This is a genomic window from Pseudomonas sp. NPDC088322 (genome assembly GCF_044740745.1).
GTDB classification, from domain to species: domain Bacteria; phylum Pseudomonadota; class Gammaproteobacteria; order Pseudomonadales; family Pseudomonadaceae; genus Aquipseudomonas; species Aquipseudomonas shirazensis.
Genome location: NZ_JBIURK010000005.1, coordinates 47671 through 73948, shown reverse-complemented (window position 1 = coordinate 73948; position 26278 = coordinate 47671). Strand labels below are relative to the sequence as shown.

Here is a 26278-nt window from a genome sequence, read left to right as displayed (position 1 = left end):
TTCTGGGGCCGCGCAGCGGCCCCAAAAAGCTTAAAGCGAGCCGTCACTCCACTGCCCATTCACCAACCGACGCAACCCCAGCGGATTGCCATCCTTGAGCGCCTCAGGCAGCAACGCCTGCGGGTAGTTCTGGTAGCACACCGGCCGCAGGAAGCGATCGATCGCCAATGTCCCCACCGAGGTCCCGCGCGCATCCGAAGTTGCCGGATATGGCCCGCCGTGGACCATCGCATCGCAGACCTCAACGCCAGTCGGGTAGCCGTTGACCAGGATCCGGCCAACTTTCTCTTCCAGCAGCGGGACCAACCAGGAATACGCCTCGAAGTCTTCTGCCTCGCCGATCAGGGTTGCGGTCAGCTGGCCACGCAGGCCTTGCAGGGCTGCGCGCAGTTGCTCGTTGTCCTGCACCTCGACCGCCACGGTGGCCGGGCCAAACACCTCTTCCTGCAGCAGTGGATCGGCATTGACCAGCAGGCTGGCGTCCGCTTTGAACAGCTGCGCACGCGCCTGTGAGCCTTCCTGCGCCTGACCCGCCAGGTGCTCGATGCCGGCATGCGCCTGTAGATGCTCAAGGCCGCTGACATAGCTGCGCAGGCCGCCGGCATTGAGCATGGTTTGCCCGGCCTGAGCATCCAGCGCCTGGCCAACATTGGCCAGCAAGGTGCTGAACTCAGCAGAACGCAGGCCAATGACCATGCCTGGGTTGGTGCAGAACTGCCCCGCGCCCATGCACACCGAGCCTGCCAGCTCGCGGGCGATGGCTTCGCCACGCTTGGCCAGCGCACCCGGCAGGACGATCACCGGGTTGATGCTCGACATCTCGGCAAATACCGGGATTGGCTGCGCACGTTCTGCGGCTATGCGGCACAGTGCGTCGCCGCCTTTGAGCGAGCCGGTGAAGCCAACCGCCTGGATCGCTGGATGCTTGACCAGCCACTCACCGACGCCGCCACCGAAGACCATGTTGAACACGCCTTTGGGCATGCCGGTGCGCTCGGCGGCGCGGGTGATCGCGCAACCGACCAGGTCGGCCGTGGCCATGTGGCCGCTATGCGCCTTGAACACCACCGGGCAGCCTGCGGCCAATGCTGCTGCGGTGTCGCCGCCAGCGGTGGAGAAGGCCAGCGGGAAGTTGCTTGCGCCAAACACCGCGACCGGGCCGACACCAATACGCATCTGGCGTAGATCGACCCGCGGCAAGGGTTGACGATCAGGCAGGGCCAGATCGATGCGCGCACCGAGGTAGTCGCCACGGCGCAGCACCTGTGCAAACAGGCGCATCTGGCCGCTGGTGCGGCCGCGCTCACCCTGGATGCGGGCAGCGGGCAGGGCGGTCTCGCGGCAGACGATGGCGACAAAGGCGTCGTCCAGTTCGTCCAGCTCGGCGGCGATAGCATCGAGGAAGTCGGCGCGACGGGCGGGTGCCAGCTGGCGGAATTCAACGAATGCTGCGGCGGCAGCGCGGGCGGCCTGGTCCACTTCGGTTTCGGTGGCCTGCACGAAGCTGTAGGGCAGCGCTTCGCCAGTAGTGGCGTCCAGGCTTTGCAGGCGTTGGTTGCCAGCTGCGCTGCGCTGGCCGTTGATGAAGTTGTGGCCAAGAATCTCAGGCATGTCTTGCTCCTGTTGAAGTACACAATGGATAGGACAGATCCCTCTGCGGCCCACGCTGCAAGCGCGGCGGCAGAGGGCAAAGCGATCAGGTGATCGGTGCCGGGTTGAACAGGGTGATGTCGTTGTGCAGGCGGTGCTGTTCGGCCCAGGTCTGCTTGCGGCCGCTGGCCACGTCCAGGTAGTAATGGAACAGCTCCCAGCCCAACTCTTCGATGCTCGAGCGGCCGGTGGCGATGCGCCCGGCGTCGATGTCGATCAGGTCTGGCCAGCGCTGGGCCAGCTCGGTGCGGGTACACACCTTGACCACCGGCGCCATGGCCAGCCCGTACGGCGTACCGCGGCCGGTGGTGAACACGTGCAGGTTCATCCCCGCCGCCAGTTGCAGGGTGCCGCAGACAAAATCGCTGGCAGGGGTTGCGCAGAAGATCAGGCCCTTGCGCTCGACCCGTTCACCCGGGCCAACCACCCCTTGAATGGCGCCGCTGCCGGACTTGACGATCGAGCCCAGCGACTTCTCGACGATATTCGACAGGCCACCTTTCTTGTTGCCCGGGGTGGTATTGGCGCTGCGGTCGGCCGCGCCTTGCTCCAGGTAACGGTCGTACCAGTCCATCTCGCGCACCAGTGCATCGGCTACGGCCGGTGTTTGCGCGCGGGAAGTAAGCATGTAGATGGCATCGCGGACTTCGGTTACTTCCGAGAACAGCACGGTGGCACCGGCGCGCACCAGCAGGTCGGCGGCAAAACCCAGCGCGGGGTTGGCGGTGATACCGGAGAAGGCATCGCTGCCGCCGCATTGCATGCCCAGGATCAGCTCTGCGGCCGGCACGGTCTCGCGGCGGCGCTGGTCGAGCTTGATCAGACGCGCTTCGGCCAGCGCCATGATCTGTTCGATCATTTCGACAAAACCGAGGCTGGCGTCCTGCAGGCGGTACAGCCACGGGTCGCTGAGGTCTACCGAGGGGTCGTTTTCATGCATGACCTGGCCGGCCTGCAGTTTCTCGCAGCCCAGGCTGATAACCAGGGCTTCGCCGCCAAGGTTCGGGTTACGCGCCAGGTTGCGCACGGTGCGGATCGGGATGTAGGCATCACGGGCATTGATTGCCACGCCGCAGCCATAGCTGTGGGTCAGTGCCACCACATCATCGACATTGGGGTATTTGGGCAGCAACTCGCTGCGGATGCGTTTGACCGCATGGTCGAGCACGCCGGTCACGCATTGCACGGTGGTGGTGATGCCAAGAATATTACGCGTACCGACGGTGCCATCGGCGTTGCGGAACCCTTCAAAGGTAAAACCCTCCAGCGGCGGCAGAGGGGCAGGGACGGCGTCACAGCGCGGCAGGCTGTCGAGTTCGGGGGCGGCGGGCATCGCCAGCTGGCTTTCCTGCACCCAGCTACCTTTGCGTAGGGGTTCCAGGGCATAGCCGATGATCTGCCCGTAGCGCCGCACTGGTTCGCCTTGGGCGATATCCAGCGTGGCGACCTTATGGCTTTGTGGTACTGCTTCAACCAGGGTCAGGCCGTCGGCAAAGCGGGCGCCTTCGCCCAAACCACCGTCGTTGACCACCACCACTACGTTGTCATCCTCGTGCAGGCGCACGTAGCGGGGCGAGTCGGAAGTTTCGATCAGCTGCATGTTCAGGCCCTTCTTGTAGTTATCTCAGGCTTTGTTCGAGACGCCTGCACCCGCTTCAGCAGGTGCAGGCGCAATTACTCAGTGGCGCGAGCTGGCCAGTTCGCTGCTGGCCGGCTGAGCCGGTTCATCGTTGGGCACGTCACGCAGCTCGATACGTTTGATCGGGCCGACGATCACCAGGTAGCTCAGCACCGCGATCAGGGCGTTGGCACCGACATACACCAGTGCCCACTTGAACGAGCCAGTAGCGCTGATGATGTAACCGATGATGATCGGCGTGGTGATCGAGGCGATGTTGCCGAAGGTGTTGAACATGCCGCCGGACAGCCCGGCGATCTGCTTGGGCGAGGTGTCCGATACCACCGCCCAGCCCAGCGCACCAAGGCCTTTGCCGAAGAACGCCAGGGCCATGATCGCCACCACCATCCATTCGGCGTCGACGTAGTTGCAGATGACCATGCTGGTAGAGAGCAACAGGCCGACCACGATCGGCGCCTTGCGGGCGAAGGTCAGTGAATGACCACGACGCAGCAGACCATCAGACAATACGCCACCCAATACACCGCCGACGAAGCCGCAGATCGCTGGCAACGAGGCGATGATGCCCGCCTTGAGGATGGACATGCCGCGTTCCTGCACCAGATACACCGGGAACCAGGTCAGGAAGAAGTAGGTGATGCCGTTGATGCAGTACTGGCCAAGATAGATACCGACCATCATGCGACTGCTCAGCAGCTGCTTGATGTAGGCCCACTTCGGCCCGCTGGCGCCGGCTGCCTTGGGTTTATCCATGTCGACCAGGCCGCCGTTGCGCTCGATATGGTCGAGTTCTTCGGCACTGATCATCGGGTGTTCTTTAGGGTTGTAGATCAGCTTCATCCAGGCCGCCGAGAAGGCGATACCCAGTACGCCCATGACCACGAATACGTGTTCCCAGCCCCAGGCGTGGACGATCCAGCCCATCAGCGGTGCGAACAGGACAGTAGCGAAGTACTGCGCCGAGTTGAAGATGGCCGATGCGGTACCGCGTTCAGCAGTCGGGAACCAGGCCGCCACAATGCGGGCGTTACCCGGGAACGACGGCGCCTCGGCAAAACCGACCATGAAGCGCAGCATGAACAGGGCGATGATCGCGTTGGCCACCGGTAGGTAACCGACAAAGCCCTGCAGCACAGTGAACAGCGACCAGGTAAAGATACTGAAGGCGTAAACCTTCTTTGAACCGAAGCGGTCGAGCAGCCAGCCGCCGGGGATTTGCCCGAGCACGTAGGCCCAGCCGAAGGCCGAGAAGATATAACCGAGGGTGACCGCGTCTATCCCTAAATCTTTCTGCAGACTGGAGCCAGCGATCGAAATGGTCGCTCGGTCTGCATAGTTGATCGTGGTCACGACGAAGAGCATGAACAAGATCAGATAACGTACATGCGTTTTTTTCGTCGCTTGCATGAAGGTGTACTCCCACTAGTTATTTTTGTGCGGGGATCGATAAGACCGGAGCGGGCGTGGCCTCGCTCCGGTTGCGGCATTGGCAGGCCGCGGGGTCGCTTATTGCGGGCCCATCTTGTCCATAAGGGCGGCGAGCATTTCATACTCTTCGCCGGTCAGGTCGGTCAGTGGCGAACGCACTGGGCCTGCGTCGTAACCGGCGATCTTGGCGCCGGCCTTGACGATGCTGACGGCATAGCCGGCTTTGCGGTTACGGATGTCCAGGTACGGCAGGAAGAAGTCATCAATCAGTTTGCCGACGGTGGCGTGATCTTCGCGAGCGATCGCATGGTAGAAGTCCATCGCGGTCTTGGGCACGAAGTTGAACACCGCCGAAGAGTACACCGGCACACCCAGCGCCTTGTAGGCAGCTGCATACACTTCAGCGGTCGGCAGGCCGCCGAGGTAGCTGAAGCGATCGCCCAGGCGGCGACGGATCGACACCATCAGCTCGATATCGCCCAGGCCATCCTTGTAACCGATCAGGTTCGGGCAACGCTCGGCCAAGCGCTCGAGCAGCGGCGCGGTCAGGCGGCAGACGTTACGGTTGTAGACCACTACACCGATCTTGACCGACTTGCACACGGCTTCAACGTGGTCGGCTACACCGTCCTGGCTGGCTTCGGTCAGGTAGTGCGGCAGCAGCAACAGACCTTTGGCACCCAGACGTTCGGCTTCCTGGGCGTACTCGATGGCCTGGCGAGTAGAACCACCGACGCCGGCCAGAATTGGTACCGAATGCTCGCACGTATCGACTGCAGTCTTGATCACCTGGCTGTACTCGCTGGCGGCCAGGGAGAAGAACTCACCAGTGCCGCCGGCGGCGAACAGCGCAGTCGCGCCATACGGGGCAAGCCATTCCAGACGCTTGATGTAGCCCGCCTGATTGAAGTCGCCCTGGGCATTGAAGTCGGTTACCGGGAACGACAGCAGACCGTGGGAGAGGATGGACTGCAGCTCTAGTGGATTCATTGTTATTGGTTTCCTGTGGCGCTTTTGGGGTGGTGAATCAATCTGAGAGGTAAGTTATCGTACAACCTAAGAAATGACTAGTCCCTTGCCACAGATTTTTTCTCGTAGTCGCTTTCCGCACAAATGCGGCAGGTACTCGCAGGGGGATAGGTGTGAGGTCAGGGCGCGGGATGGAGGGAAATAATAAAGCAGCCTTTAGTCATCATATCTCTGCACGGATGGCAGAAAAAAGGATCGCGGGGACAGGCACACGCCCGCCCCGCGCTGCCACGGTAGGTGTTCTGGGACCAGCAGAGGGTGACCGGGGAAGCGGGGGCGGCCTTGCGCCACCCCGCGATCAAACTAACGAAGCAGAGACTCAGGCAGCCTGGTTGCGCTTGCTGGCCTGGGACTTGCGGACCTGAGCGCGGCAAGCATCGCCAAACGCCTCGAAAATCTTGATCGAGTCAGGGTTTTTCGCCGCTTGCCACTCGGGGTGCCACTGCACAGCGAACAGGAAGGGCGAGATGCTCGGGCCGTGGATGGCTTCGACCAAACCGTCTTCAGCCTGGGCGATTGGCTCAAGGCCCTCACCCAGTTTGCGCAGGCCTTGACCATGCAACGAGTTGACTCGGATCTGGTCAGTGCCCAAGGCATCCCGCAGCCAGCTGCCCGGCTTGATGGTGACGCTGTGCACGGCCTGGTATTGCACTTCAACCGGATCCTCGGGGTTTTCCCGGTGATCGTTGAAGCCCGGCTCGGCGTACACCTTCTGGTAGATATCGCCGCCCAGTGCGACGTTGATTTCCTGCATGCCGCGGCAGATGCCGAAGATTGGCAGGCCACGGGCCAGAGCCAGTTTGACCAGCGGGATGTCGAACAGATCGCGGTTCTTGTCCTGGCCTTTGCCTGGCGTCTCGTTCTCCTGGCCGTACAGGGCCGGGTCGATGTTGCTGCCAGCGCCGGTCAGATAGACGCCGTCGGCCATATCCAGATAACGCTCGAGGTCATCGGTGCCGCAGCAGGTCGGAACCAGCACAGGCAGGCAGTCGGCGAAGTCGACCAGGGGGGTAATGTATTTGTGGGTCATGACCTGATAGTCATGGCCTTTGCGCTCTTGGCTGCCCATGGTCATCAGGACGACGGGTTTGCGCAGGGAAGTTTGCTTGTTGCCAATGTTGCTGTTGGACATATGTCACCTTGGGACAGGTGCTTCCTGTCGATATTGTGCAGGCGCACGGCCTGGGCCTTGTGTGCGGCCTGGAGCCCCGAGCACTGCCGGCTCGCTGAAGGAGACGATGCCGGTCGGGGCTTGTCTCTAGCTTGCCAGAGCCGTTCGATATGTCAAACGAGGCGTGAGCGCTTTGGCGCCGGTTTCAGGGCGCTTGAGGGAAGCGGAGCCTTGGCTGGCAAGGGTTTGGCAGGGGTTTTGGTAAATATAATTAACGACGCAGTTGGATCATTGCAGCGCTGCAATGATCCAGCCCTTGCACTGCGGCTTATCAGTGCAGAATCTGCTTGAGAAATGCCTGGGCCCTGGCAGTTTTGGGTTGCCCAAAAAACGTTTGTGGCGGGCTGTCTTCGATGATCTGGCCACCCTCAAGAAACAGCACACGCTCTGCCACCTGGCGGGCAAAGCCCATTTCATGGGTTACGCAGAGCATGGTCATGCCGGTGCCGGCGAGCTTCACCAGCACATCCAGGACTTCGGCGACCATCTCCGGATCGAGCGCCGAGGTTGGCTCATCGAACAGCATGATCCGCGGCTTCATGCACAGGGCACGGGCAATCGCTACGCGCTGCTGCTGGCCGCCGGAGAGCTGGCTGGGGTATTTGTCGGCCTGACTGGCGATGCCGACCTTGCTCAGGTACATCCGCGCCCGCTCTTCGGCGTCCTTGCGCGACAGCCCGCGCACGCTGGTTGGGGCCAGCAGGCAGTTGTCGAGCACGCTCATGTGTGGAAACAGATTGAAGTGCTGGAACACCATGCCGATTTCGCTGCGCACCTGAGCGGCCTGACGCGAGGGCTTGGCCAGGTCAATGCCGTCGACATGAACGCTGCCTTGCTCGGCGATTTCCAAGCGGTTGATGCAGCGGATCAAGGTCGATTTGCCTGAACCGGAGGGTCCGCAGAGGACGATACGCTCGCCTTCGCGGACCTGCAGGTTGATATCGCGCAGCACGTGGAAGGCGCCGTAGTGTTTGTTCAAGCCTTCTATGTCGATCAGCACTGGGCGGCTATCGGCTTCAGGGGCAAGGCTGGCAAGGTTCAAAGGTGCGGTCATGTTGTTGTTCTCCCGCTGGTTTAGTCAAAGCGTGCTGCGCGGTAAGGCGCAGGGTCGGTGAACGGCTGCTCGCCGGTCATCATCTCGGCGAGCAGACGGCCGGTCACCGGGCCCAGGGTCAGGCCGTGATGGGCGTGGCCAAAGTTGAACCACAGGCCCTTGTGCCGCGGTGCGGGGCCGATTATCGGGCGCATGTCCGGCAGGCAGGGACGCAGGCCCAGCCAGGGCTGCTCATCCAGGCGTTCGCCGAGCGCGGGGAACAGCCGACGAGCCAGGGCTTCGCAGCGCTGCAACTGGATCTCGTTGGCCGGGGCGTCGCTGGCCGCAAACTCGATGCCGGTAGTCAGGCGGATGCCCTGCGCCATCGGCGCCAGCACATAACCACCCTGGGTGTCGCAGATCGAATGCTGCAGTTGCGCGTCGCCGCGGGTGCCATAGTGCATGTGATAGCCGCGCTTGATGCCCAGCGGAAACCGATAGCCCAGCGGGCCGAACAGCTCGGCCGATTGCGGCCCCAGGCAGATCACGACCTCGTCGGCCGTGACCGCGCCACGCTGGCACTGCACCTGCCACTGACCGTCAAGCTGGCGCAGGCTGCGCGCATCACCATGGAGGAACTGCCCGCCGCGCTCGACGAACAGCGCGGCATAGCCGCGGGTCAGGCCGCCAGGGTTGCGCACGGTCTTCGGGTCGAGCCAGTGAATGCCGCCTACCACGCCACCGTCCAGTTGCTGCTCGCGGGCCTGCAGTTGGTCACGTTCGAGGATTTCGTACTGCAGGCCATAGCGCGCCAGGTTTTTTACGTCCTCCTTGGCCTGAACGAACAGCCTCGGGTCGCGAAACACTTCGATCCAGCCTTTGGCCTGGACCAGTTCGCTGAGCCCGGCAGCGGCAATCAGCGCGTCATGTTCCTCGACGCTGCGCTGCACCAGCGGCAGCATATCGGCGGCGGCGCCGGCCAGCCGGCCGGGTGCTGACTGGCGCCAGTAACGCAGCAGCCAGGGCGCCGCCTTGGGCAGGTGCAACAGGCTGTAGCGCACATCCGGCTGGCGGTTCAGGCCATAGCGCAGCAGTGCGCCGACGTTGCGCGGGAAGGCATAGGGGATGACGCTGGAGCGTTCGATCAGGCCGGCGTTGCCATGGCTGGTGCCGCTGCCTGGCTGGTCACGGTCGATCAGAACGACCTGGCGGCCGCGCGCTTGCAACTGCAGCGCGGTACTGACACCGACGATCCCGGCGCCCAGAACAATGGTTTGGCAATGCATGGAGCGTATCCTTGGGTCAGTTCAGGTGGCGGCCGAGGCGGCCTTCCAGGTATTTCAGGGTGCGCCGGACGATTTCCACGATCAGCAGGTAGAGCACGGCGGCCCACAGGTAGATCTGGAAGTCGAAGCTGCGCGAGAACGCCAGCTTGGTCACGCCCATCAGGTCGTAGATGGTGACCAGCGAGGCAATCGCACTGGCCTTGATCATCAGGATCAGCTCATTGCCCAGCGGGCCGATGGCGACCAGCAGCGATTGCGGCATGACCACCTTGAAGAACGTGGTCGCGCGCTTGAGGTTGAGCGCGCGGGCGGCCTCGAACTGGCCTGGGGCGATTGCCAGCAGGCTGCCGCGGAAGATCTCGGCCTGATAGGCGGCCGTGTTCAGGGTGAATGCCAGCAGCGCGCAGTACCAGGCCTCACGGAAGAACCACCACAGCCCGACGTCCTGCCAAAAGCTCTTGAACGAGCCAAGGCCGTAATACAGCAGAAACAGCTGCGCGAGCAGTGGTGAACCGCGGAAGAAGTAGATATAGCCAGCCGCCATGCGATTGAGCACGGTCTTGTTGGAAATCCGCGCCAGCGCCAGCAGCAGGCCAAGCACGGCGCCGAGGGTGAATGAAATGGCCACCAGCTTGGCAGTCACCAGCAGACCATCGATGAAGCGCGGCCCGTAGCGCTGCAGCAGGTCGGGGTCGACCACCAGCGCCAGTAATTGTTCGAAGCTCATGCCCGCGCTCCTTGCAGGTGGCGGCTATAGCGCCGTTCGATGAAGGCAAACACGCGCCCGGACAACGCCGAGAACAGCAGATAGCCCAGGCAGGCGACGCCATAGAAGAACATCGGCTCCTTGGTCACGCTGACGGCGAGGTTGGTCTGGCGCATCAGGTCGACCAGCGAGATAGTCGAGACCAACGACGTGTCCTTTAGCAGCGACAGCCAGTTGTTGGACAGGCCGGGCAGGGCGATCCGGGTCAGTTGCGGCAGTACCACCTTGAAAAAACCGGTGCGTTTGCTCAGCCCCAGGGCCGAGCAGGCTTCGAGCTGGCCCTTGGGCAGGGTCTTGAACGCTGCCAGCCAGATTTCGCTGGAAAACGCAGCAAACACCAGGCTGAAGGCGATCATGGCCGCCAGGAAGGTATTGATCAGTACCTCACCTTCATAGCCCATCGCCGCCAGCAGCCTTTGTGCCGCGATCTGGCAGCCGTAATAGATGATCAGCAGCGTGAGCAGTTCAGGCAGGCCGCGAAACACCGTAGAAAAGGTGGTAGCCCAGGCCCGCGGCAGGCGCTTGCGTGAGCGCGCGGCCATTGCCACCAGCAGTCCCAGCGGCAAGCCGATCGGCAGGCAGGCCAGCGCCAGTGACACAGTGACCAGCGCGCCGGCCAGCAACGCCGGGCCCCAACCACCGCTGGCAAAAGACAACAAAGACAATTGATCGAGCATGGGTGTTTCCCCAGCCAGGTGAACGTGGCGGCGCGCAAGGCAGGGCGCCCACGGCGCGAAGCCTGCCTTGCGCTGACCGATCAGTTATAGATGTCGAAGGCGAAGTACTTGCTGGCGATCTTCTGATAGGTGCCGTTGGCGACAATCTCGCTCAGCGCCTTGTTCAGCCGCTCGCGCAGTTGCTGATCGTCCTTGCGTACGGCAATCGCCGCATTGGCCTTGGTCTGGTTGACGTCACCGAGCACCTTGCAGCAGTCCTTGCCGTTTTTCTGCTGCCAGTCGAGCAGCGGAAACTTGTCGGCGATGACTCCGTCCAGGCGGCCGGCAGCCAGGTCGGCATTGGCCTCATCCATGGTCGGGTAGAGCTTGACGTTGGCGCCCGCCGGGCCATACACGTCCTCGGCATAGATAGCCTGGGTCGAGGACGACTGGGCGCCGACCGTGTAGCCCTTGAAATCGGTCTGGGCATCGGTGATCGGGCTGTCCTTGGCGACCGCCACGGACAGTGGTGTGCGGTAGTAGTGGTCGGTGAAGGCGATCTTCTTGCGCCGTTCTTCGGTGTCGATCATCGAGGCGACTACGGCATCGTACTTTTTCGCCATCAGTGCCGGGATGATGCCTTCCCAGTCTTGCGCCACCAGCGTGCACTCGACTTTCATCTGCTCGCACAGGGCGTGGGTGATGTCGATGTCAAAGCCATGCAGCTTGTTATCGGCATCGACATAGTTGAAGGGCGGATAAGCGCCCTCTGTGGCGAAACGCAGGGTCTCGGCGCTGGCCGCACCCGCCAGCAGCAGGGCACACGCACCCACCATAGCCATGGTCTTGTTCATCTCGCACCTCTGGGTTGCACTCTTGCTATTGTTGTTTGTCCGCGGGCCACGAGGTGTAGCCGACGAACTCGTTATGTAGAGCGGCAGTCGCTTCCAAGCGTTTTTCAACATCCGGCCCGAGCTTCTTGCAGACCTCGTTGACCATCAGGTGCACCCACGACAGCATCGCCGAGGTGGATTCCCAGAACAGATTGAATTCGGTGGGGATGCGGAACACCTCATCGGCGTTGGCATCGGCCCAGTCACAGAAGGTGTCGGTCACCAGCGTGACCGGGATGCCTGCCTGGCGTGCCTTCTGGCACAGCAGCAGGGCATGGCGCGAATAGCGGCGGGCCTCGAACACCACCAGCGCGCAGTGTTCGGGGCGGGTCAGCAGCACGTCGCCAAAGTGCCCGGCGCTGCCATCCACAGCCTGTACGCCATCGCGCAGGTAGTGCAGCAAATGGGTCATGCACTGGGCGACGCCGCGTTCGGTCTGAAACCCTGCGACAAATACCCGTGGCCGCTGCGCCAGGCGCTGAGCAACCCGGTGCCAGGCCTCGCTACGGCTGTATTCATGGACGCGCACCAGTGCGGCGATCTCCAGCTCCAGGCTGCCGGCGCTCCGGCTGTCGTCGTGCTGCTGGCGGTATTCCTGCAAGCGGTCACCGACCAGCCACGGCCCGTCGCCGAGGTCGTTCTGCAGGTCCTGCTTGAGCGCCTTGAGGTGGGCGTAGCCGAGCGAGCGGCAGAAGCGGCCTACGCTGGATTCGCTGACGCCGAGCTTTTCCGCGATGCTGGCGGAGGTCTGAAACGGTACTTCATGCAGGTTGCCGAGCATGTAGCTGGCGATCGTGCGGCCTGAGGCAGCTGCGCCGTGCAGGCTGTTCTCCAGGCGTTGCTTGATCGATTGGCTCATGTCGGACTCCGGTTGGGTAGGGCGTGGAATAGAAAATGAATGTTTTCTGTCATCAAGTCAACAATTGACAGATAGCTGTCATGTGGCTGACAGTTTTCACCCGTGGCACACTCCGAGCCAAACAATTTCAACAAGGAGCTCCAGATGTCTGCATCTTCGACCAGCGGTACCGTGCGCATGCCCTTTGCCGAACTGCAGACGTTATTGCAGGCGATCCTTGAACAGCACGGTTGCAGTGAGCCGGTGGCGGCAGCGCTGGCATTCAACTGTGCCAGTGCCCAACGCGACGGCGCTCATAGCCATGGGGTGTTTCGTATCCCGGGCTACGTATCGACGCTGGCCAGTGGCTGGGTTGACGGCAAGGCGCTGCCCGCGGTGACCGACGTCGCCTCCGGCTATGTTCGCGTCGATGCCGGCGGTGGCTTCGCCCAGCCCGCGCTGGCGGCGGCGCGGCCGTTGCTGCTGGCCAAGGTGCGCAGTGCCGGGATCGCGGTGTTGGCGATCCATAACTCGCATCACTTCGCGGCGCTGTGGCCGGACGTCGAACCGTTCGCCGATGAAGGCCTGGTGGCCTTGAGCGTGGTCAACAGCATGACCTGTGTAGTCCCGCACGGTGCGCGCCAGCCGTTGTTCGGCACCAACCCGATTGCCTTTGCCGCGCCCTGCGCCGAGCATGATCCGATCGTGTTCGACATGGCCACCAGCGCCATGGCCCATGGCGATATCCAGATCGCGGCCCGCGAAGGGCGGCAACTGCCGCTGGGCATGGGGGTAGACGCCAAGGGCCAGCCGACCACCGATCCGCAGGCGATTCTCGACGGCGGCGCGCTGTTGCCGTTTGGCGACCACAAAGGCTCCGCGCTGTCGATGATGGTCGAGTTGCTCGCGGCGGCGCTGACCGGCGGTAACTTCTCCTGGGAGTTCGACTGGTCGGCGCATCCCGGGGCGAAGACGCCATGGACCGGGCAACTGCTGATCGTCATCGACCCGAGCAAGGCCGAAGGCGAGCGTTTTGCGCAGCGCAGCCGTCATTTGCTGGAGCAGATGCAGGCGGCCGGCCTGTCACGCATGCCCGGCGAGCGGCGCTATCGTGAGCGGGCCACGGCCGAGCGCGAAGGTGTCGCACTGAGCGAAACCGAGCTGCAGGGCCTGCGCCAATTGCTCGGCTGATCGTCATGTTGCATGGGTTGAAATACCTGGGCCGTGCAACCTTGCACAGACCCGTTGCAGCAAGGTGATGTTTCTCTGCCCCGACTCCGGGTATCCTCACTCAAGCTTTTCCGAACTGTGCTGATTCAAGGAGCTGTCCGCTGTGTTCAAACATGTCGATGCCTATGCCGGCGATCCGATCCTCTCGTTGATGGAAACCTTCAAGGCCGACCCGCGTGCGGCCAAGGTCAACCTGAGCATCGGCCTGTACTACGATGCTGCCGGCATCGTGCCGCAGTTGGCGGCAGTGGCCGAGGTTGAAAAACGCCTGGCCAACCAGCCTCACGAGGCTTCGCTGTACCTGCCAATGGAAGGTCTGGCCAGCTATCGCCAGGCGATCCAGGCGCTGCTGTTTGGTAACGACCACCCGGCAGTGACCGGCGGCCGTGTGGCTACCGTGCAGACCGTAGGCGGCTCGGGCGCGTTGAAAGTCGGCGCCGACTTCCTCAAGCGTTACTTCCCGCAGTCCGAAGTCTGGGTCAGCAATCCGACCTGGGACAACCATCGCGCCATCTTCGAAGGTGCGGGTTTCAAGGTGAATACCTACCCGTACTTCGACACCACTACCCGTGGCGTCGACTTCGCCGGCATGCTGGCTGCGTTGCAGACTCTGCCCGCAAACAGCGTGGTGCTGCTGCACCCGTGCTGCCACAACCCGACCGGTGTCGATCTGGACCAGAGCCAGTGGCAGCAGGTTGTCGAAGTGGTCAAGGCACGCGAGCTGATCCCGTTCCTCGACATTGCCTACCAAGGCTTCGGCGAAGGCCTGGAGCAGGATGCCTACGCCATCCGCGAAATGGCCCGTGCCGGCGTGCCGTGCCTGGTCAGCAACTCGTTCTCGAAGATATTCTCGCTGTACGGCGAGCGCGTTGGCGGTCTGTCGGTGGTGTGCGACGACCAGGCCAGCACCCAGAGCGTGCTTGGCCAGCTCAAGGCAACCGTGCGCCGCAACTACTCCAGCCCACCAGCATTCGGTGCGCAACTGGTTGCCGGCGTGCTCGGCGATGCCAGCCTCAATGCACAGTGGGCAGCAGAAGTCGAAGTGATGCGCCTGCGTATCCTCGAGATGCGCCAAGGTTTGGTCGACCTGCTCGGTGAGCTGCTGCCAGGGCAGGACTTCACATTCTTCCTCGAACAGCGCGGCATGTTCAGCTACACCGGCTTCAGCGTCGAGCAGGTCCGCCGTTTGCGTGACGAGTTCGGCGTTTACCTGATCGACAGTGGCCGGGTGTGCATGTCCGGCCTGCGTCCAAGCAACCTGCGCCAGGTTGCCGAGGCGTTCGCCGCAGTCCAGCGCTAATCAGGGCAGGGGCCGGCAATCGGCCCCTTCCAGCCGGTCTGGCAACACGGGGTTGCCCCTGGGTTGTCATGACAAGTGCAACCGCCGCTCGGACAGGGCTTCGCAAGCGCCACCTTTCAGTGCACAATCGCGCCCCTCTTTTTCGGTTGAGGTGCGCGAGCCTAGTGTTTCGCCACGCTCAGCCTGTTGCAGTCTTGCGAGTGGAGTTGCACCCGGATGAATGAGCAGGCCTCAAGCGTTGAACAACGCTTCGAACAAACCACCAGTGCCACCCTCGGCAGCTGGGCACGACAAGATACCACCTGGATGCTCGGCCTGTTTGGCACCGCGATTGGCGCCGGCACCCTGTTCCTGCCGATCAACGCAGGCCTGGGCGGTTTCTGGCCGCTGCTGATCCTCGCCGCGCTGGCGTTCCCGATGACTTATTACGCCCACCGCGGCCTGACCCGCTTCGTGCTGTCCGGGCGTGGCGGCGACATCACCGAGGTGGTCGAGGAGCATTTCGGCCTCAAGGCTGGCGCGCTGATCACCGTGCTGTACTTCTTCGCGATCTTCCCGATCCTGTTGATCTACAGCGTGGCCCTGACCAACACCGTCAGCAGCTTCATGGAGCATCAACTGCACATGACCCCGCCACCGCGGGTGTTGTTGTCGTTTGGCTTGATCCTCGGCCTGCTGGCCATCGTGCGTTGCGGTGAACAGGCCACGGTCAAGGTCATGAGCCTGCTGGTGTACCCGTTCATCGTCGCCCTGGCCTTGCTGGCGCTGTACCTGGTGCCGCACTGGAGTGGCGGTATTCTCGATACCGCGATGCAGGTGCCATCGGGCTCGGCGTTCCTGCACACTGTGTGGCTGGCAATCCCGGTGATGGTGTTCTCGTTCAACCACTCGCCGATCATCTCCGCGTTTGCTGTCGACCAGAAGCGCCGTTACGGCGAGCACGCCGACGAGCGCAGCGGGCAGATCCTGTCGCGTGCGCACCTGTTGATGGTGGCAATGGTGCTGTTCTTCGTGTTCAGCTGCGTGCTGACCCTGGACAGCGCCCAGTTGGCCGAAGCCAAGGCGCAGAACCTGTCGATCCTGTCGTACCTGGCCAACCACTTCAGCAACCCGACCATTGCCTTTGCTGCACCGCTGATTGCCTTCATTGCCATCGCCAAGTCGTTCCTGGGCCACTACATCGGTGCCAGCGAAGGCCTCAAAGGCATTATCGGCAAGACTGGCCTGCGCCCCGGGGCCAAGGCTCTGGACCGCATGGTCGCAGCGCTGATGCTGGTGGTGTGCTGGATTGTCGCCACCCTCAACCCGAGCATCCTGGGCATGATCGAATCGTTTGGCGGGCCGATCATTGCCGCGCTGCTGTTCCTGATGCCGATGTACGCCATCCGCAAGGTGCCGTCGATGCGCAAGTACAGCGGGGCGATGTCCAACCTGTTTGTGGTCTTCGTCGGCCTGGTCGCGATCAGCTCGGTAGTCTACTCGCTGGCCGCCAGCGTGCTCGGCTGGTGATGGCTTCCATATAAGAGGATGCCCGGACCGCCTGCTGCGCTCCGGGCATTTTTTTGTTCACACGAATTCCCCGGCAGTAGAACAATTTCATCGCTACCCATAGGCTTGAGCGGCGCTTCATGCTTAACTCGGTGTCCTTTTCAAACACCCGCATAAGGATTCCGCTCATGGCTCAAGTGACCCTCAAAGGCAACCCGGTTCAGGTCAAAGGCAACCTCCCGCAAGCTGGCGCTCAGGCACCTGCGTTCTCGCTGGTTGGTGATGGCCTGGCTGACAAGTCGCTGCAAGACTACGCCGGCAAGCGCAAAGTGCTGAACATCTTCCCAAGCGTTGACACGCCAACCTGCGCGACTTCCGTGCGCAAGTTCAACGCCCAGGCCAACGAGCTGAACAACACCGTTGTGCTGTGCGTATCGGCCGACCTGCCGTTTGCTCAGGCGCGCTTCTGCGGTGCCGAAGGCCTGGAAAACGTCCAGAACCTGTCGACCCTGCGTGGCCGCGAATTCCTCGAAAACTACGGCGTAGCCATTGCTGACGGCCCGCTGGCTGGCCTGGCGGCACGCGCTGTTGTCGTCATCGACGAGAACGACAAAGTGCTGCACAGCGAGCTGGTTGGCGAAATCGCCGAAGAGCCGAACTACGAGGCGGTCCTGGCTGTCTTGAAGTAAGCGCAGCGGGGCCGCTCTGCGGTCCGCGCACGCAACAAGCAATACCCTGAAACGGCCTGGACCCTGCTCCAGGCCGTTTTCATTTAAAGTTCATCGCGTTAGCAACGTCAGCCCAAGGTAAATGCCCTGTAAAGCTGCTTTGCTAAACCGATATCAGTGCTTATCGTTCACCCTCCCAAGTCGCCGTTTCCGAACAAGGTTCGTTCAAGCCATGCAAGCTCCTGTCTCCCGCTCCCCCCGTCGCTGGCTGTTTGGCCTGCTGATCCTGGTCCTGGTGGCCCTGTTGGCCTGGTGGCTGTGGCCTGCCGCGTCGACGCCCAAGGATCAAGCCGGGCGCGCAGGCAAGAGCGGCCGGCCTGGTTTTGGCAGTTCTGCCGAGGCCGTGCCAGTGCGGGTAGAGCCGGTGCAGGTGGGCGACTTCCCGCTGTACTACAAGGCCCTGGGCACCGTGACCGCCAACAACACGGTCAACGTGCGCAGCCGCGTCGCCGGCGAGCTGGTCAAGGTCCACTTCAAGGAAGGCCAGCAGGTCAAGGCCGGCGACCTGCTGGCCGAGATCGACCCGCGCAGCTACCGCATCGCTTTGCAGCAGGCCGAAGGCACCCTGGCGCAGAATCAGGCGCAGCTGAAAAACGCCCAGGTTGACGTGGCCCGCTATAAAGGCCTGTACGCCGAAGACAGCATCGCCAAACAGACCCTGGACACCGCCGAGGCGCAGTTGGCGCAGTTCCAGGGCCTGATCAAGACCAATCAGGCCGCAGTCAGCGACGCTCGACTCAACCTCGACTTCACCCAGATCCGCGCACCGATCAGCGGCCGCCTGGGCTTGCGTCAGCTCGACCTGGGCAACCTGGTCGCGGCCAACGACACCACCGCGCTGGTCGTGATCACCCAGACCGAGCCGATCAGCGTCGCCTTCACCTTGCCGGAAACCGAATTGACCACCGTGCTCGAGCGCTATCGCAGCGGCGCTGTTCTGCCCGTCGAGGCCTGGGACCGCAACGAGAGCAAGCTGCAGTCCAGTGGCGTGCTCGGCAGCCTGGACAACCAGATCGACACCACCACCGGTACTCTCAAGTTCAAGGCGAGCTTTGCCAACAAGGATCAGGCGCTGTTCCCCAACCAGTTCGTCAACGTGCGCCTGCTCGCCGACACCCTCAAACAGGTAGTCATGGCCCCAGCGGCTGCGATCCAGTTCGGCAACGATGGCAGCTTTGCCTATGTGGTCAACGCAGAGAGCAAGGTCAATATCCGCAAACTGAAGGTTGGCCCGAGTGATGGCGAGCGCAGTGTGATCCTCGACGGCTTGGTCGCCGGTGACCGCTTGGTACTGGAAGGTACCGATCGCCTGCGTGAAGGCAGCGCGGTAGAAGTGGTGGAGGACAGCTCGCAAGTACCGACCACCCCCGGTCAGCATCTGCAAGGCCAGGATGGCAGCGGCACCAGCGAGGCTGGCACGTCGGGCAAGGCGGGCGCATGAACCTCTCGCGGCTGTTCATCCTGCGCCCGGTCGCCACCACGCTGAGCATGCTGGCGTTGGTCCTGGCTGGCCTGATTGCCTACAAGCTGTTGCCGGTAGCGGCCTTGCCCCAGGTCGATTACCCGACCATCCGGGTCATGACTCTATATCCCGGTGCCAGCCCGCAGGTCATGACCAGCGCCGTCACTGCGCCGCTGGAACGCCAGTTCGGGCAGATGCCGGGCCTGACCCAGATGGCCTCGACCAGCTCCGGCGGCGCCTCGGTGCTGACCCTGCGCTTCAGCCTCGACATGAACATGGACGTTGCCGAGCAACAGGTGCAGGCCGCGATCAACGCCGCCAGCAACCTGTTGCCCAGCGACCTGCCAGCGCCGCCGGTGTACAACAAGGTCAACCCGGCTGATACGCCGGTACTGACCCTGGCAATCTCGTCCAAGACCATGCCGTTGCCCAAGCTCAACGATCTGGTCGATACCCGGGTTGCGCAGAAGCTTGCCCAAATCAGCGGTGTGGGCATGGTCAGCATTGCCGGCGGCCAGCGCCAGGCCGTGCGGATCAAGGTCAACGTCGATGCCCTGGCGGCCAACGGCCTCAACCTGGAAGACGTACGCACCTTGATCGGCGCGTCCAACGTCAACCAGCCCAAAGGTAACTTCGACGGCCCCACCCGGGTGTCGATGCTTGATGCCAACGACCAGCTGCGCTCCCCCGAGGAATACGCCAACCTCATCCTCGCCTACAACAATGGTGCACCGCTGCGCCTGAAAGACGTGGCTGAAATCGTCGATGGCGCCGAAAACGAACGCCTCGCGGCGTGGGCCAACGAGAACCAGGCAGTGCTGCTGAATATTCAGCGTCAGCCCGGCGCCAACGTCATCGAAGTGGTCGACCGCATCAAGGACCTGCTGCCGTCGATCACCGACAACCTGCCGGCAGGCCTGGATGTGATGGTGCTGACTGACCGCACTCAGACCATCCGCGCTGCGGTTACCGATGTACAGCACGAGTTGCTGATTGCCATCGTGCTGGTGGTGATGGTGACGTTCGTGTTCCTGCGCCGGGTCAGTGCCACCATCATCCCGTCGATTGCCGTACCGCTGTCGCTTATCGGTACTTTTGGTGTCATGTATCTGGCGGGTTTTTCCATCAACAACCTGACGTTGATGGCGCTGACCATCGCCACCGGCTTTGTCGTCGATGACGCCATCGTCATGCTGGAGAACATTTCCCGCCATATCGAGGAGGGCGAGACGCCGATGCAGGCCGCGCTCAAGGGCGCCCGGCAGATTGGCTTCACCCTGATCTCGTTGACCTTCTCGCTGATTGCCGTCCTCATCCCGCTGCTGTTCATGGCTGACGTGGTCGGCCGCCTGTTCCGCGAGTTCGCCATCACTCTGGCGGTGGCGATCCTGATTTCGCTGGTGGTATCGCTGACCCTGACGCCGATGATGTGCGCCCGCTTGCTCAAGCGCGAGCCCAAGGAAGAAGAGCAGAGCCGTTTCTATCGCGCCAGCGGCGCCTGGATTGACTGGTTGATCGAGCACTACAGCCGCGGCCTGCGTTGGGTATTGCGCCACCAGCCGCTGACCCTGCTGGTTGCCATCGCCAGCATGGTGCTGACCGTGGTGCTGTACATGGCAGTGCCCAAGGGCTTCTTCCCGGTGCAGGACACCGGGGTGATCCAGGGCATCTCCGAAGCGCCGCAGTCGACCTCGTTCGCCGCCATGAGCGAGCGTCAGCAAGCGCTGAGCAAGATCATCCTGCAGGACCCTTCGGTGCAAAGCCTGTCGTCCTACATTGGCGTGGATGGCGACAACGCCACGCTGAACAGTGGCCGCTTGCTGATCAACCTCAAAGCCCACGGTGAGCGCGACGTCAGCGCCACTGAAGTGATCGCACGCCTGCAGCCGCAAGTCGACAAGCTGGTCGGTATCCGCCTGTTCATGCAGCCGGTGCAGGACTTGAGCATTGAAGACCGGGTCAGCCGTACCCAGTACCAGTTCAGTTTGTCGTCGCCAGACGCCGACATGCTCGCCACCTGGAGTGGCAAACTGGTTCAGGCCCTGCAACAGCGGCCCGAACTGCGCGACGTGGCCAGCGACCTGCAAGACCAGGGCTTGCAGGTGTACCTGGTGATCGATCGGGATATGGCCAGCCGGCTGGGCATCAACGTCTCGCAGATCACCAACGCGTTGTATGACGCCTTCGGTCAGCGGCAGATTTCCACCATCTACACCCAGGCCAGCCAGTATCGAGTGGTCCTGCAGTCGCAGAACGCCGCCAACATCGGCCCGGCGGCGCTGGAGTCGATTCACGTCAAGGCCAGTGATGGCGGTCAGGTGCGGCTGTCGGCACTGGCACGTATCGAGCAGCGCCAGGCGCAGTTGGCGATCTCCCACATCGGTCAGTTCCCGGCGGTGATGATGTCGTTCAACCTGGCACCCGGTGTGGCGCTGGGTGAGGCGGTGGCGGCGATCGAGCAGGTGCAGCAGGAGATCGCCATGCCGATTGGCGTGCAGACCCGCTTCCAGGGCGCTGCCGAGGCCTTCCAGGCATCCCTGTCGAGCACCTTGTTGCTGATTCTGGCGGCTGTGGTGACGATGTATATCGTGCTCGGCGTGCTCTACGAGAGTTACATCCACCCGATCACCATCCTCTCGACCCTGCCGTCGGCGGCGGTCGGCGCCTTGCTGGCGCTGCTGATCAGCGGCAATGACCTGGGCATGATCGCCATCATCGGCATCATCCTGCTGATTGGTATCGTCAAGAAGAACGCGATCATGATGATCGACTTTGCCCTGGAGGCCGAACGCAACCAAGGCATGACCCCACACGATGCGATCTACCAGGCGGCGCTGCTGCGCTTCCGGCCGATCCTGATGACTACGCTGGCGGCGTTGTTCGGCGCGGTGCCGTTGATGCTTGCCACCGGCTCCGGCGCCGAGCTGCGCCAGCCGCTGGGGCTGGTGATGGTTGGCGGGCTGCTGGTCAGCCAGGTTCTGACACTGTTCACCACACCGGTCATCTACCTGTACTTCGACCGCCTGGCCCAGCGCTGGCGGCCACGCGATGACGCCAAGCAGGCGCAAGCATGAACCTGTCCGGGCCATTCATTCGCCGGCCGGTCGCGACCATGCTGCTGAGCCTGGCGATCATGCTGCTGGGCGGGGTCAGTTTTGGTCTGCTGCCGGTGTCGCCGCTGCCGCAGATGGACTTTCCGGTAATCGTGGTCTCGGCCAACCTGGCCGGCGCCAGTCCCGAGGTGATGGCCTCCACCGTAGCCACGCCGCTGGAACGCAAGCTTGGTGCCATTGCTGGCGTTACCACCTTGACCAGCAGCTCCAACCAGGGCTCGACCCGGGTCATCATCGGTTTTGAGCAGGGCCGCGACATCGATGGTGCCGCGCGGGAAGTGCAGGCGGCGATCAACGCCACCCGCAACCTGCTGCCCAGCGGTATGCGCAGCATGCCCACCTACAAGAAGATCAACCCGTCGCAGGCGCCGGTGATGGTCATCGCGTTGACCTCCAGCGTGCTGCAGAAGGGGCAGCTGTACGACCTGGCCGATACCATTCTGTCGCAGAGCCTGGCCCAGGTCAGTGGAGTAGGGGAAGTGCAGATCGGCGGCAGCTCGCTGCCGGCGGTACGCATCGCGCTCGAGCCGCAGCTGCTCAACCAGTACAGCCTGTCGCTGGATGAGGTGCGCACGGCGGTGAGCAATGCCAACCAGCGCCGGCCGATGGGCTTTGTCGAGGATGCCGAGCGCAACTGGCAGGTGCGCGCCAACGATCAGCTGGAAAAAGCCAAGGACTATCAGTCGCTGGTAATTCGCCAGAAGGACGGCGCCATCCTGCGTCTGTCGGATGTCGGCACGGTCACCGATGGCGTCGAGAACCGCTACAACAGTGGTTTTTTCAACGACCAGAGCGCGGTGCTGCTGGTGATCAACCGGCAGAACAACGCCAACATCATCGAGACCGTGGCGCAGATCAAGCAGCAACTGCCCGCGCTGCAGTCGCTGTTGCCCGCCAGCGTCAAGCTGGACATCGCCATGGACCGCTCGCCGGTGATCAACGCGACGCTCAAGGAAGCCGAGCACACCTTGCTGATTGCTGTAGTGCTGGTGATCCTGGTGGTCTATCTATTCCTTGGCAACCTGCGTGCCTCGCTGATCCCAAGCCTTGCGGTGCCAGTGTCGTTGGTCGGCACCTTTGCGGTCATGTATCTGTGTGGCTTCTCGCTGAACAACCTGTCGCTGATGGCGCTGATCCTGGCCACCGGGCTGGTGGTCGACGACGCCATCGTGGTGCTGGAGAACATCTCCCGGCATATCGAGAACGGCCAGCCGCCCATGCGCGCGGCGTTTCTCGGCGCCAAAGAGGTGGGCTTTACCCTGCTATCGATGAACGTCTCGCTGGTCTCGGTGTTCGTCTCGATCCTGTTCATGGGCGGCATCGTGCGCAGCCTGTTCCAGGAGTTCTCGATCACCCTGGCGGCGGCGATAATCGTCTCGTTGATCGTTTCGCTGACGCTGACGCCAATGCTCTGCGCGCGCTGGCTCAAGCCCCACGAACAACAGCCCAACCGCCTGCAGCGCTGGAGCGACCGCCAGCATCAGCGCATGGTCGCCGGGTACGACCGCAGCCTGGGTTGGGTCCTGCGCCATCGTCGCCTGACCTTGTTCAGCCTGTTGCTGACCATCGGCGTCAATGTGCTGCTGTATGTGGTGGTACCCAAGACCCTGATGCCACAGCAGGACACCGGCCAACTGATGGGTTTTGTGCGTGGCGACGACGGCCTGTCGTTCAGCGTGATGCAGCCGAAAATGGAAATCTACCGGCGGGCGCTGCTGGCTGACCCGGCGGTGCAAAGCGTGGCCGGCTTCATCGGCGGCAACAGCGGCACCAACAATGCCATGGTGCTGGTGCGCCTGAAGCCGATCAGCGAACGCAAGATCAATGCCCAACAGGTGATCGAGCGCCTGCGCAAGGAGCTGCCCAAAGTACCCGGCGGGCGCTTGTTCCTCATGGCCGACCAGGACCTGCAGCTGGGCGGCGGTGGCCGCGACCAGACCTCTTCGCAGTACCTGTACACCCTGCAGAGCGGTGATCTGGCTGCGCTGCGCGAGTGGTTCCCCAAGGTCACCGCGGCGATGCGCGCGCTGCCCGAGCTGACCGCCATCGACGCCCATGACGGTGCCGGCACTCAGCAGGTAACGCTGGTGGTCGATCGTGATCAGGCCAAGCGCCTGGGCATTGATATGGACATGGTCACCACGGTGCTCAACAACGCCTACAGCCAGCGGCAGATCTCGACCATCTACGACAGCCTCAACCAGTATCAGGTAGTGCTGGAGATCAATCCCAAGTATGCCTGGGACCCAAGCACGCTGGAGCAAGTCCAGGTGATCACCGCCGACGGCGCGCGGGTGCCGTTGTCAGCCTTTGCCCGCTACGAGAACAGCCTGGCCAACGACCGAGTCAGCCACGAGGGCCAGTTCGCCTCGGAAGACATCGCTTTTGACGTGGCCGAGGGCTACAGCACCGATCAGGCCATGGCCGCGGTCGAGCGGGCAGTGGCCCGGCTGGGCCTGCCGGAAGACGTGATCGCCAAGCTTGGCGGTACCGCCGACGCGTTCAGCAAGACTCAGGAAGGGCAGCCGCTGATGATCCTCGGCGCCTTGGTGCTGGTGTATCTGGTGCTGGGGATTCTCTATGAAAGCTACATCCACCCGCTGACCATCCTCTCGACCCTGCCATCTGCTGGCGTGGGTGCACTGCTGGCGATGTACGTAACAGGCGGCGAGTTCAGCCTGATCTCGCTGCTGGGGCTGTTCCTGCTGATCGGCGTAGTCAAGAAAAACGCCATCCTCATGATCGACCTGGCTCTGCAACTGGAGCGCAACGAAGGCCTGTCGCCGGAAGAGTCGATCCGGCGTGCTTGCCTGCTACGCCTGCGCCCGATCCTGATGACCACCATTGCCGCCATCCTCGGCGCCTTGCCGCTGTTGCTGAGCAATGCCGAAGGCGCCGAGATGCGCCAACCGCTGGGCCTGACGATTATCGGCGGGCTGGTCTTCAGCCAAGTGCTGACGCTTTATACAACGCCTGTGGTCTACCTCTACCTCGATCGCCTGCGTCACCGATTCAACCATTGGCGCGGTGTACGTACCGACGCTGCACTGGATACCCCGCTATGAATTTTGCCCAAACTCCGCTTCACCGTGCCTTGCAGCTGCTGGGCCGCGGCCGTGGCTCGCGCCTGTTTGGCGCCAGCCTCTGCGTGCTGATGCTCAGTGCCTGCACCTTGAGCCCGGATTACCAGCGGCCCGAGCTGAGCACGCCTGCCCAGTTCAAGCAGGCCGAAGGCTGGACTCAGGCCAAACCGTCGGATGCGATTGCCCGTGGCGCCTGGTGGGAGCTGTACGGTGATGCCCAGCTCAACAGCCTGGTCGAGGAGCTCAACCGCAGTAACCAGACCGTTGCCCAGTACGAAGCGCAGTATCGTCAGGCCACCGCATTGATCCGCAGCAGCCGCGCCTCGTTGTTCCCCAGCCTCGATCTGTCGGCAGGCAAGAACCGCTCGGCGCAGGGCACCGGTAGCAGTAGCTCGAGCCTGTCGAACAACAGCAGCGGTATCCGCAACACCTACACCACCCAGCTTGGGGTGAGCTGGGAGATCGACCTGTGGGGCAAGCTGCGGGAAACCCTCAATGCCAACGAAGCCAGTGCCGAGGCGAGCTTTGCCGAGCTGGCAGCGATGCGCCTGAGCTTGCAGTCGGAGCTGGTGCAGAACTACCTGCAACTGCGTGTGATCGATGAGCAGAAGCGCTTGCTCGAGGCCACCGTGGCCGCTTACGAGCGCTCGTTGAAGATGACCGAAAACCAGTACCGAGCTGGCGTGTCCGGGCCGGATGCGGTCGCCCAGGCGCGCACCCAGCTCAAAAGCACCCAGGCCGACCTGATCGACCTGATCTGGCAGCGCGCCCAGTATGAGAACGCAATTGCCGTGCTGATGGGCAAGGCCCCCGCGGACTTTGCCCTCGCTGACAGCAAGTCGATCCCGGCGCTGCCGCAGGTGCCGCTGGCGCTGCCGTCGCAATTGCTCGAGCGGCGCCCTGACATTGCCTCGGCGGAGCGCAGTGTTATGGCTGCCAACTCGAGCATCGGCGTGGCCCGCGCGGCGTATTTCCCGGACTTGAGCCTGAGCATGAGCGGCGGCTACTCGAGCAGCAGCTTCAGCAACTGGATCGAGCTGCCGAACCGCTTCTGGTCGGTCGGACCGTCATTGGCCATGACCTTGTTCGATGCCGGTAAACGCAGCGCTGAAGTGGACCGCACCGTCGCGGTGTACGACCAGACCGTGGCGCAGTATCGGCAGACCGTGCTCGATGGCTTCAGGGAGGTGGAAAACTACCTGGTCCAGCTCAAGGTCTATGGCGATGAAGCAGTCGTACGCCAGGAAGCGCTGGAGGCCGCACGCCAGTCGCTGCGCCTGACCGAAAACCAGTACCGGGCCGGCCTGATTGGCTACCTGGACGTGGTCAATGTGCAGGCCACTGCGCTGAGCAACGAACGCAGCGTGCTCAATTTGCTGCAAGGGCGGCTGATCGCCAGCGTGCAATTGATCGCCGCGTTGGGTGGTGGTTGGGATAGTCAGCAGGCGTTCAGCCAAGCGCAACAACAGGGCGAATCCGACTAGG

19 protein-coding genes are annotated in these 26278 nt (G+C 62.8%); 8 read left to right on the top strand and 11 right to left on the bottom strand.

The window, feature by feature from the left end; all coding sequences use genetic code 11:
- Window positions 1–30 precede the first annotated feature (30 nt).
- The 11 genes from ACIOAU_RS13925 to ACIOAU_RS13875 all read right to left on the bottom strand — a co-directional run bounded on the left by ACIOAU_RS13925 (window position 31) and on the right by ACIOAU_RS13875 (window position 12410).
- Entirely contained in the window at window positions 31–1611 is a 1581-nt protein-coding gene (locus ACIOAU_RS13925; protein ID WP_401182627.1) for an aldehyde dehydrogenase (NADP(+)), read from the bottom strand.
- 85 nt (window positions 1612–1696) lie between these two features.
- The gene (gene garD, locus ACIOAU_RS13920) at window positions 1697–3250 is read right to left on the bottom strand and encodes a galactarate dehydratase (RefSeq protein WP_150569135.1); all 1554 of its coding nucleotides are present in this window, start codon (window positions 3248–3250) and stop codon (window positions 1697–1699) included.
- Window positions 3251–3328: 78 nt separating this feature from the next.
- On the bottom strand, window positions 3329–4696 hold the full coding sequence (locus ACIOAU_RS13915; RefSeq protein WP_103437500.1) for an MFS transporter: 1368 nt from the start codon (window positions 4694–4696) through the stop codon (window positions 3329–3331).
- 99 nt (window positions 4697–4795) lie between these two features.
- The gene (gene kdgD, locus ACIOAU_RS13910; RefSeq protein ID WP_150569136.1) at window positions 4796–5707 is read right to left on the bottom strand and encodes a 5-dehydro-4-deoxyglucarate dehydratase; all 912 of its coding nucleotides are present in this window, start codon (window positions 5705–5707) and stop codon (window positions 4796–4798) included.
- A 358-nt stretch (window positions 5708–6065) separates the two neighbouring features.
- The gene (locus tag ACIOAU_RS13905) at window positions 6066–6878 is read right to left on the bottom strand and encodes a gamma-glutamyl-gamma-aminobutyrate hydrolase family protein (RefSeq protein WP_188036069.1); all 813 of its coding nucleotides are present in this window, start codon (window positions 6876–6878) and stop codon (window positions 6066–6068) included.
- A 310-nt stretch (window positions 6879–7188) separates the two neighbouring features.
- Window positions 7189–7971, bottom strand: a complete 783-nt coding sequence (locus ACIOAU_RS13900) for an amino acid ABC transporter ATP-binding protein (protein WP_150569138.1) — start codon at window positions 7969–7971, stop codon at window positions 7189–7191.
- A 20-nt stretch (window positions 7972–7991) separates the two neighbouring features.
- A complete protein-coding gene (locus ACIOAU_RS13895) occupies window positions 7992–9236 on the bottom strand; it encodes an FAD-dependent oxidoreductase (protein ID WP_401182623.1) in 1245 nt (414 codons plus the stop codon).
- A gap of 16 nt (window positions 9237–9252) precedes the next feature.
- The gene (locus tag ACIOAU_RS13890) at window positions 9253–9963 is read right to left on the bottom strand and encodes an ABC transporter permease (protein WP_259073466.1); all 711 of its coding nucleotides are present in this window, start codon (window positions 9961–9963) and stop codon (window positions 9253–9255) included.
- Window positions 9960–10679 (bottom strand): ABC transporter permease, encoded by a 720-nt coding sequence (locus ACIOAU_RS13885; protein ID WP_259073468.1) that lies wholly within the window; start codon window positions 10677–10679, stop codon window positions 9960–9962. The genes ACIOAU_RS13890 and ACIOAU_RS13885 overlap by 4 nt, the downstream gene beginning before the upstream one ends.
- 80 nt (window positions 10680–10759) lie before the next feature.
- On the bottom strand, window positions 10760–11512 hold the full coding sequence (locus ACIOAU_RS13880; RefSeq protein WP_150569142.1) for a transporter substrate-binding domain-containing protein: 753 nt from the start codon (window positions 11510–11512) through the stop codon (window positions 10760–10762).
- 25 nt (window positions 11513–11537) lie between these two features.
- Window positions 11538–12410, bottom strand: a complete 873-nt coding sequence (locus tag ACIOAU_RS13875; RefSeq protein ID WP_401182618.1) for a MurR/RpiR family transcriptional regulator — start codon at window positions 12408–12410, stop codon at window positions 11538–11540.
- Between the two features lie 144 nt (window positions 12411–12554).
- Here ACIOAU_RS13875 and ACIOAU_RS13870 point away from each other — a divergent pair, with 144 nt between their 5' ends.
- The 8 genes from ACIOAU_RS13870 to ACIOAU_RS13835 all read left to right on the top strand — a co-directional run bounded on the left by ACIOAU_RS13870 (window position 12555) and on the right by ACIOAU_RS13835 (window position 26277).
- Entirely contained in the window at window positions 12555–13580 is a 1026-nt protein-coding gene (locus ACIOAU_RS13870; RefSeq protein WP_150571724.1) for an Ldh family oxidoreductase, read from the top strand.
- Window positions 13581–13722: 142 nt separating this feature from the next.
- Window positions 13723–14919 (top strand): amino acid aminotransferase, encoded by a 1197-nt coding sequence (locus ACIOAU_RS13865; protein WP_150571723.1) that lies wholly within the window; start codon window positions 13723–13725, stop codon window positions 14917–14919.
- Between the two features lie 216 nt (window positions 14920–15135).
- Window positions 15136–16428 carry a serine/threonine transporter gene (locus ACIOAU_RS13860; protein WP_101319726.1) on the top strand — a complete coding sequence of 431 codons (1293 nt, stop codon included), beginning with the start codon at window positions 15136–15138 and terminating at the stop codon, window positions 16426–16428.
- Window positions 16429–16595: 167 nt separating this feature from the next.
- Window positions 16596–17096 (top strand): thiol peroxidase, encoded by a 501-nt coding sequence (gene tpx / locus ACIOAU_RS13855; RefSeq protein ID WP_101319724.1) that lies wholly within the window; start codon window positions 16596–16598, stop codon window positions 17094–17096.
- 211 nt (window positions 17097–17307) lie between these two features.
- Window positions 17308–18576, top strand: a complete 1269-nt coding sequence (locus ACIOAU_RS13850; protein WP_150569144.1) for an MdtA/MuxA family multidrug efflux RND transporter periplasmic adaptor subunit — start codon at window positions 17308–17310, stop codon at window positions 18574–18576.
- Window positions 18573–21671: an MdtB/MuxB family multidrug efflux RND transporter permease subunit gene (locus ACIOAU_RS13845; RefSeq protein WP_150569145.1), complete on the top strand. Its 3099-nt coding sequence runs from the start codon at window positions 18573–18575 to the stop codon at window positions 21669–21671. Before ACIOAU_RS13850 ends, ACIOAU_RS13845 begins: the two co-directional genes overlap by 4 nt.
- A complete protein-coding gene (locus tag ACIOAU_RS13840) occupies window positions 21668–24775 on the top strand; it encodes an efflux RND transporter permease subunit (protein WP_101319715.1) in 3108 nt (1035 codons plus the stop codon). The genes ACIOAU_RS13845 and ACIOAU_RS13840 overlap by 4 nt, the downstream gene beginning before the upstream one ends.
- Window positions 24772–26277 (top strand): efflux transporter outer membrane subunit, encoded by a 1506-nt coding sequence (locus tag ACIOAU_RS13835; protein WP_401182613.1) that lies wholly within the window; start codon window positions 24772–24774, stop codon window positions 26275–26277. Before ACIOAU_RS13840 ends, ACIOAU_RS13835 begins: the two co-directional genes overlap by 4 nt.
- The last annotated feature ends 1 nt before the right edge of the window (window position 26278 follow it).

Bases quoted from the DNA above. Each gene is read 5' to 3' on its own strand.
- ACIOAU_RS13925 (WP_401182627.1), bottom strand. From the start codon at position 1,611: ATGCCTGAGATTCTTGGCCACAACTTCATCAACGGCCAGCGCAGCGCA.
- garD (WP_150569135.1), bottom strand. From the start codon at position 3,250: ATGCAGCTGATCGAAACTTCCGACTCGCCCCGCTACGTGCGCCTGCAC.
- ACIOAU_RS13915 (WP_103437500.1), bottom strand. From the start codon at position 4,696: ATGCAAGCGACGAAAAAAACGCATGTACGTTATCTGATCTTGTTCATG.
- kdgD (WP_150569136.1), bottom strand. From the start codon at position 5,707: ATGAATCCACTAGAGCTGCAGTCCATCCTCTCCCACGGTCTGCTGTCG.
- ACIOAU_RS13905 (WP_188036069.1), bottom strand. From the start codon at position 6,878: ATGTCCAACAGCAACATTGGCAACAAGCAAACTTCCCTGCGCAAACCC.
- ACIOAU_RS13900 (WP_150569138.1), bottom strand. From the start codon at position 7,971: ATGACCGCACCTTTGAACCTTGCCAGCCTTGCCCCTGAAGCCGATAGC.
- ACIOAU_RS13895 (WP_401182623.1), bottom strand. From the start codon at position 9,236: ATGCATTGCCAAACCATTGTTCTGGGCGCCGGGATCGTCGGTGTCAGT.
- ACIOAU_RS13890 (WP_259073466.1), bottom strand. From the start codon at position 9,963: ATGAGCTTCGAACAATTACTGGCGCTGGTGGTCGACCCCGACCTGCTG.
- ACIOAU_RS13885 (WP_259073468.1), bottom strand. From the start codon at position 10,679: ATGCTCGATCAATTGTCTTTGTTGTCTTTTGCCAGCGGTGGTTGGGGC.
- ACIOAU_RS13880 (WP_150569142.1), bottom strand. From the start codon at position 11,512: ATGAACAAGACCATGGCTATGGTGGGTGCGTGTGCCCTGCTGCTGGCG.
- ACIOAU_RS13875 (WP_401182618.1), bottom strand. From the start codon at position 12,410: ATGAGCCAATCGATCAAGCAACGCCTGGAGAACAGCCTGCACGGCGCA.
- ACIOAU_RS13870 (WP_150571724.1), top strand. From the start codon at position 12,555: ATGTCTGCATCTTCGACCAGCGGTACCGTGCGCATGCCCTTTGCCGAA.
- ACIOAU_RS13860 (WP_101319726.1), top strand. From the start codon at position 15,136: ATGAATGAGCAGGCCTCAAGCGTTGAACAACGCTTCGAACAAACCACC.
- tpx (WP_101319724.1), top strand. From the start codon at position 16,596: ATGGCTCAAGTGACCCTCAAAGGCAACCCGGTTCAGGTCAAAGGCAAC.
- ACIOAU_RS13850 (WP_150569144.1), top strand. From the start codon at position 17,308: ATGCAAGCTCCTGTCTCCCGCTCCCCCCGTCGCTGGCTGTTTGGCCTG.
- ACIOAU_RS13845 (WP_150569145.1), top strand. From the start codon at position 18,573: ATGAACCTCTCGCGGCTGTTCATCCTGCGCCCGGTCGCCACCACGCTG.
- ACIOAU_RS13840 (WP_101319715.1), top strand. From the start codon at position 21,668: ATGAACCTGTCCGGGCCATTCATTCGCCGGCCGGTCGCGACCATGCTG.
- ACIOAU_RS13835 (WP_401182613.1), top strand. From the start codon at position 24,772: ATGAATTTTGCCCAAACTCCGCTTCACCGTGCCTTGCAGCTGCTGGGC.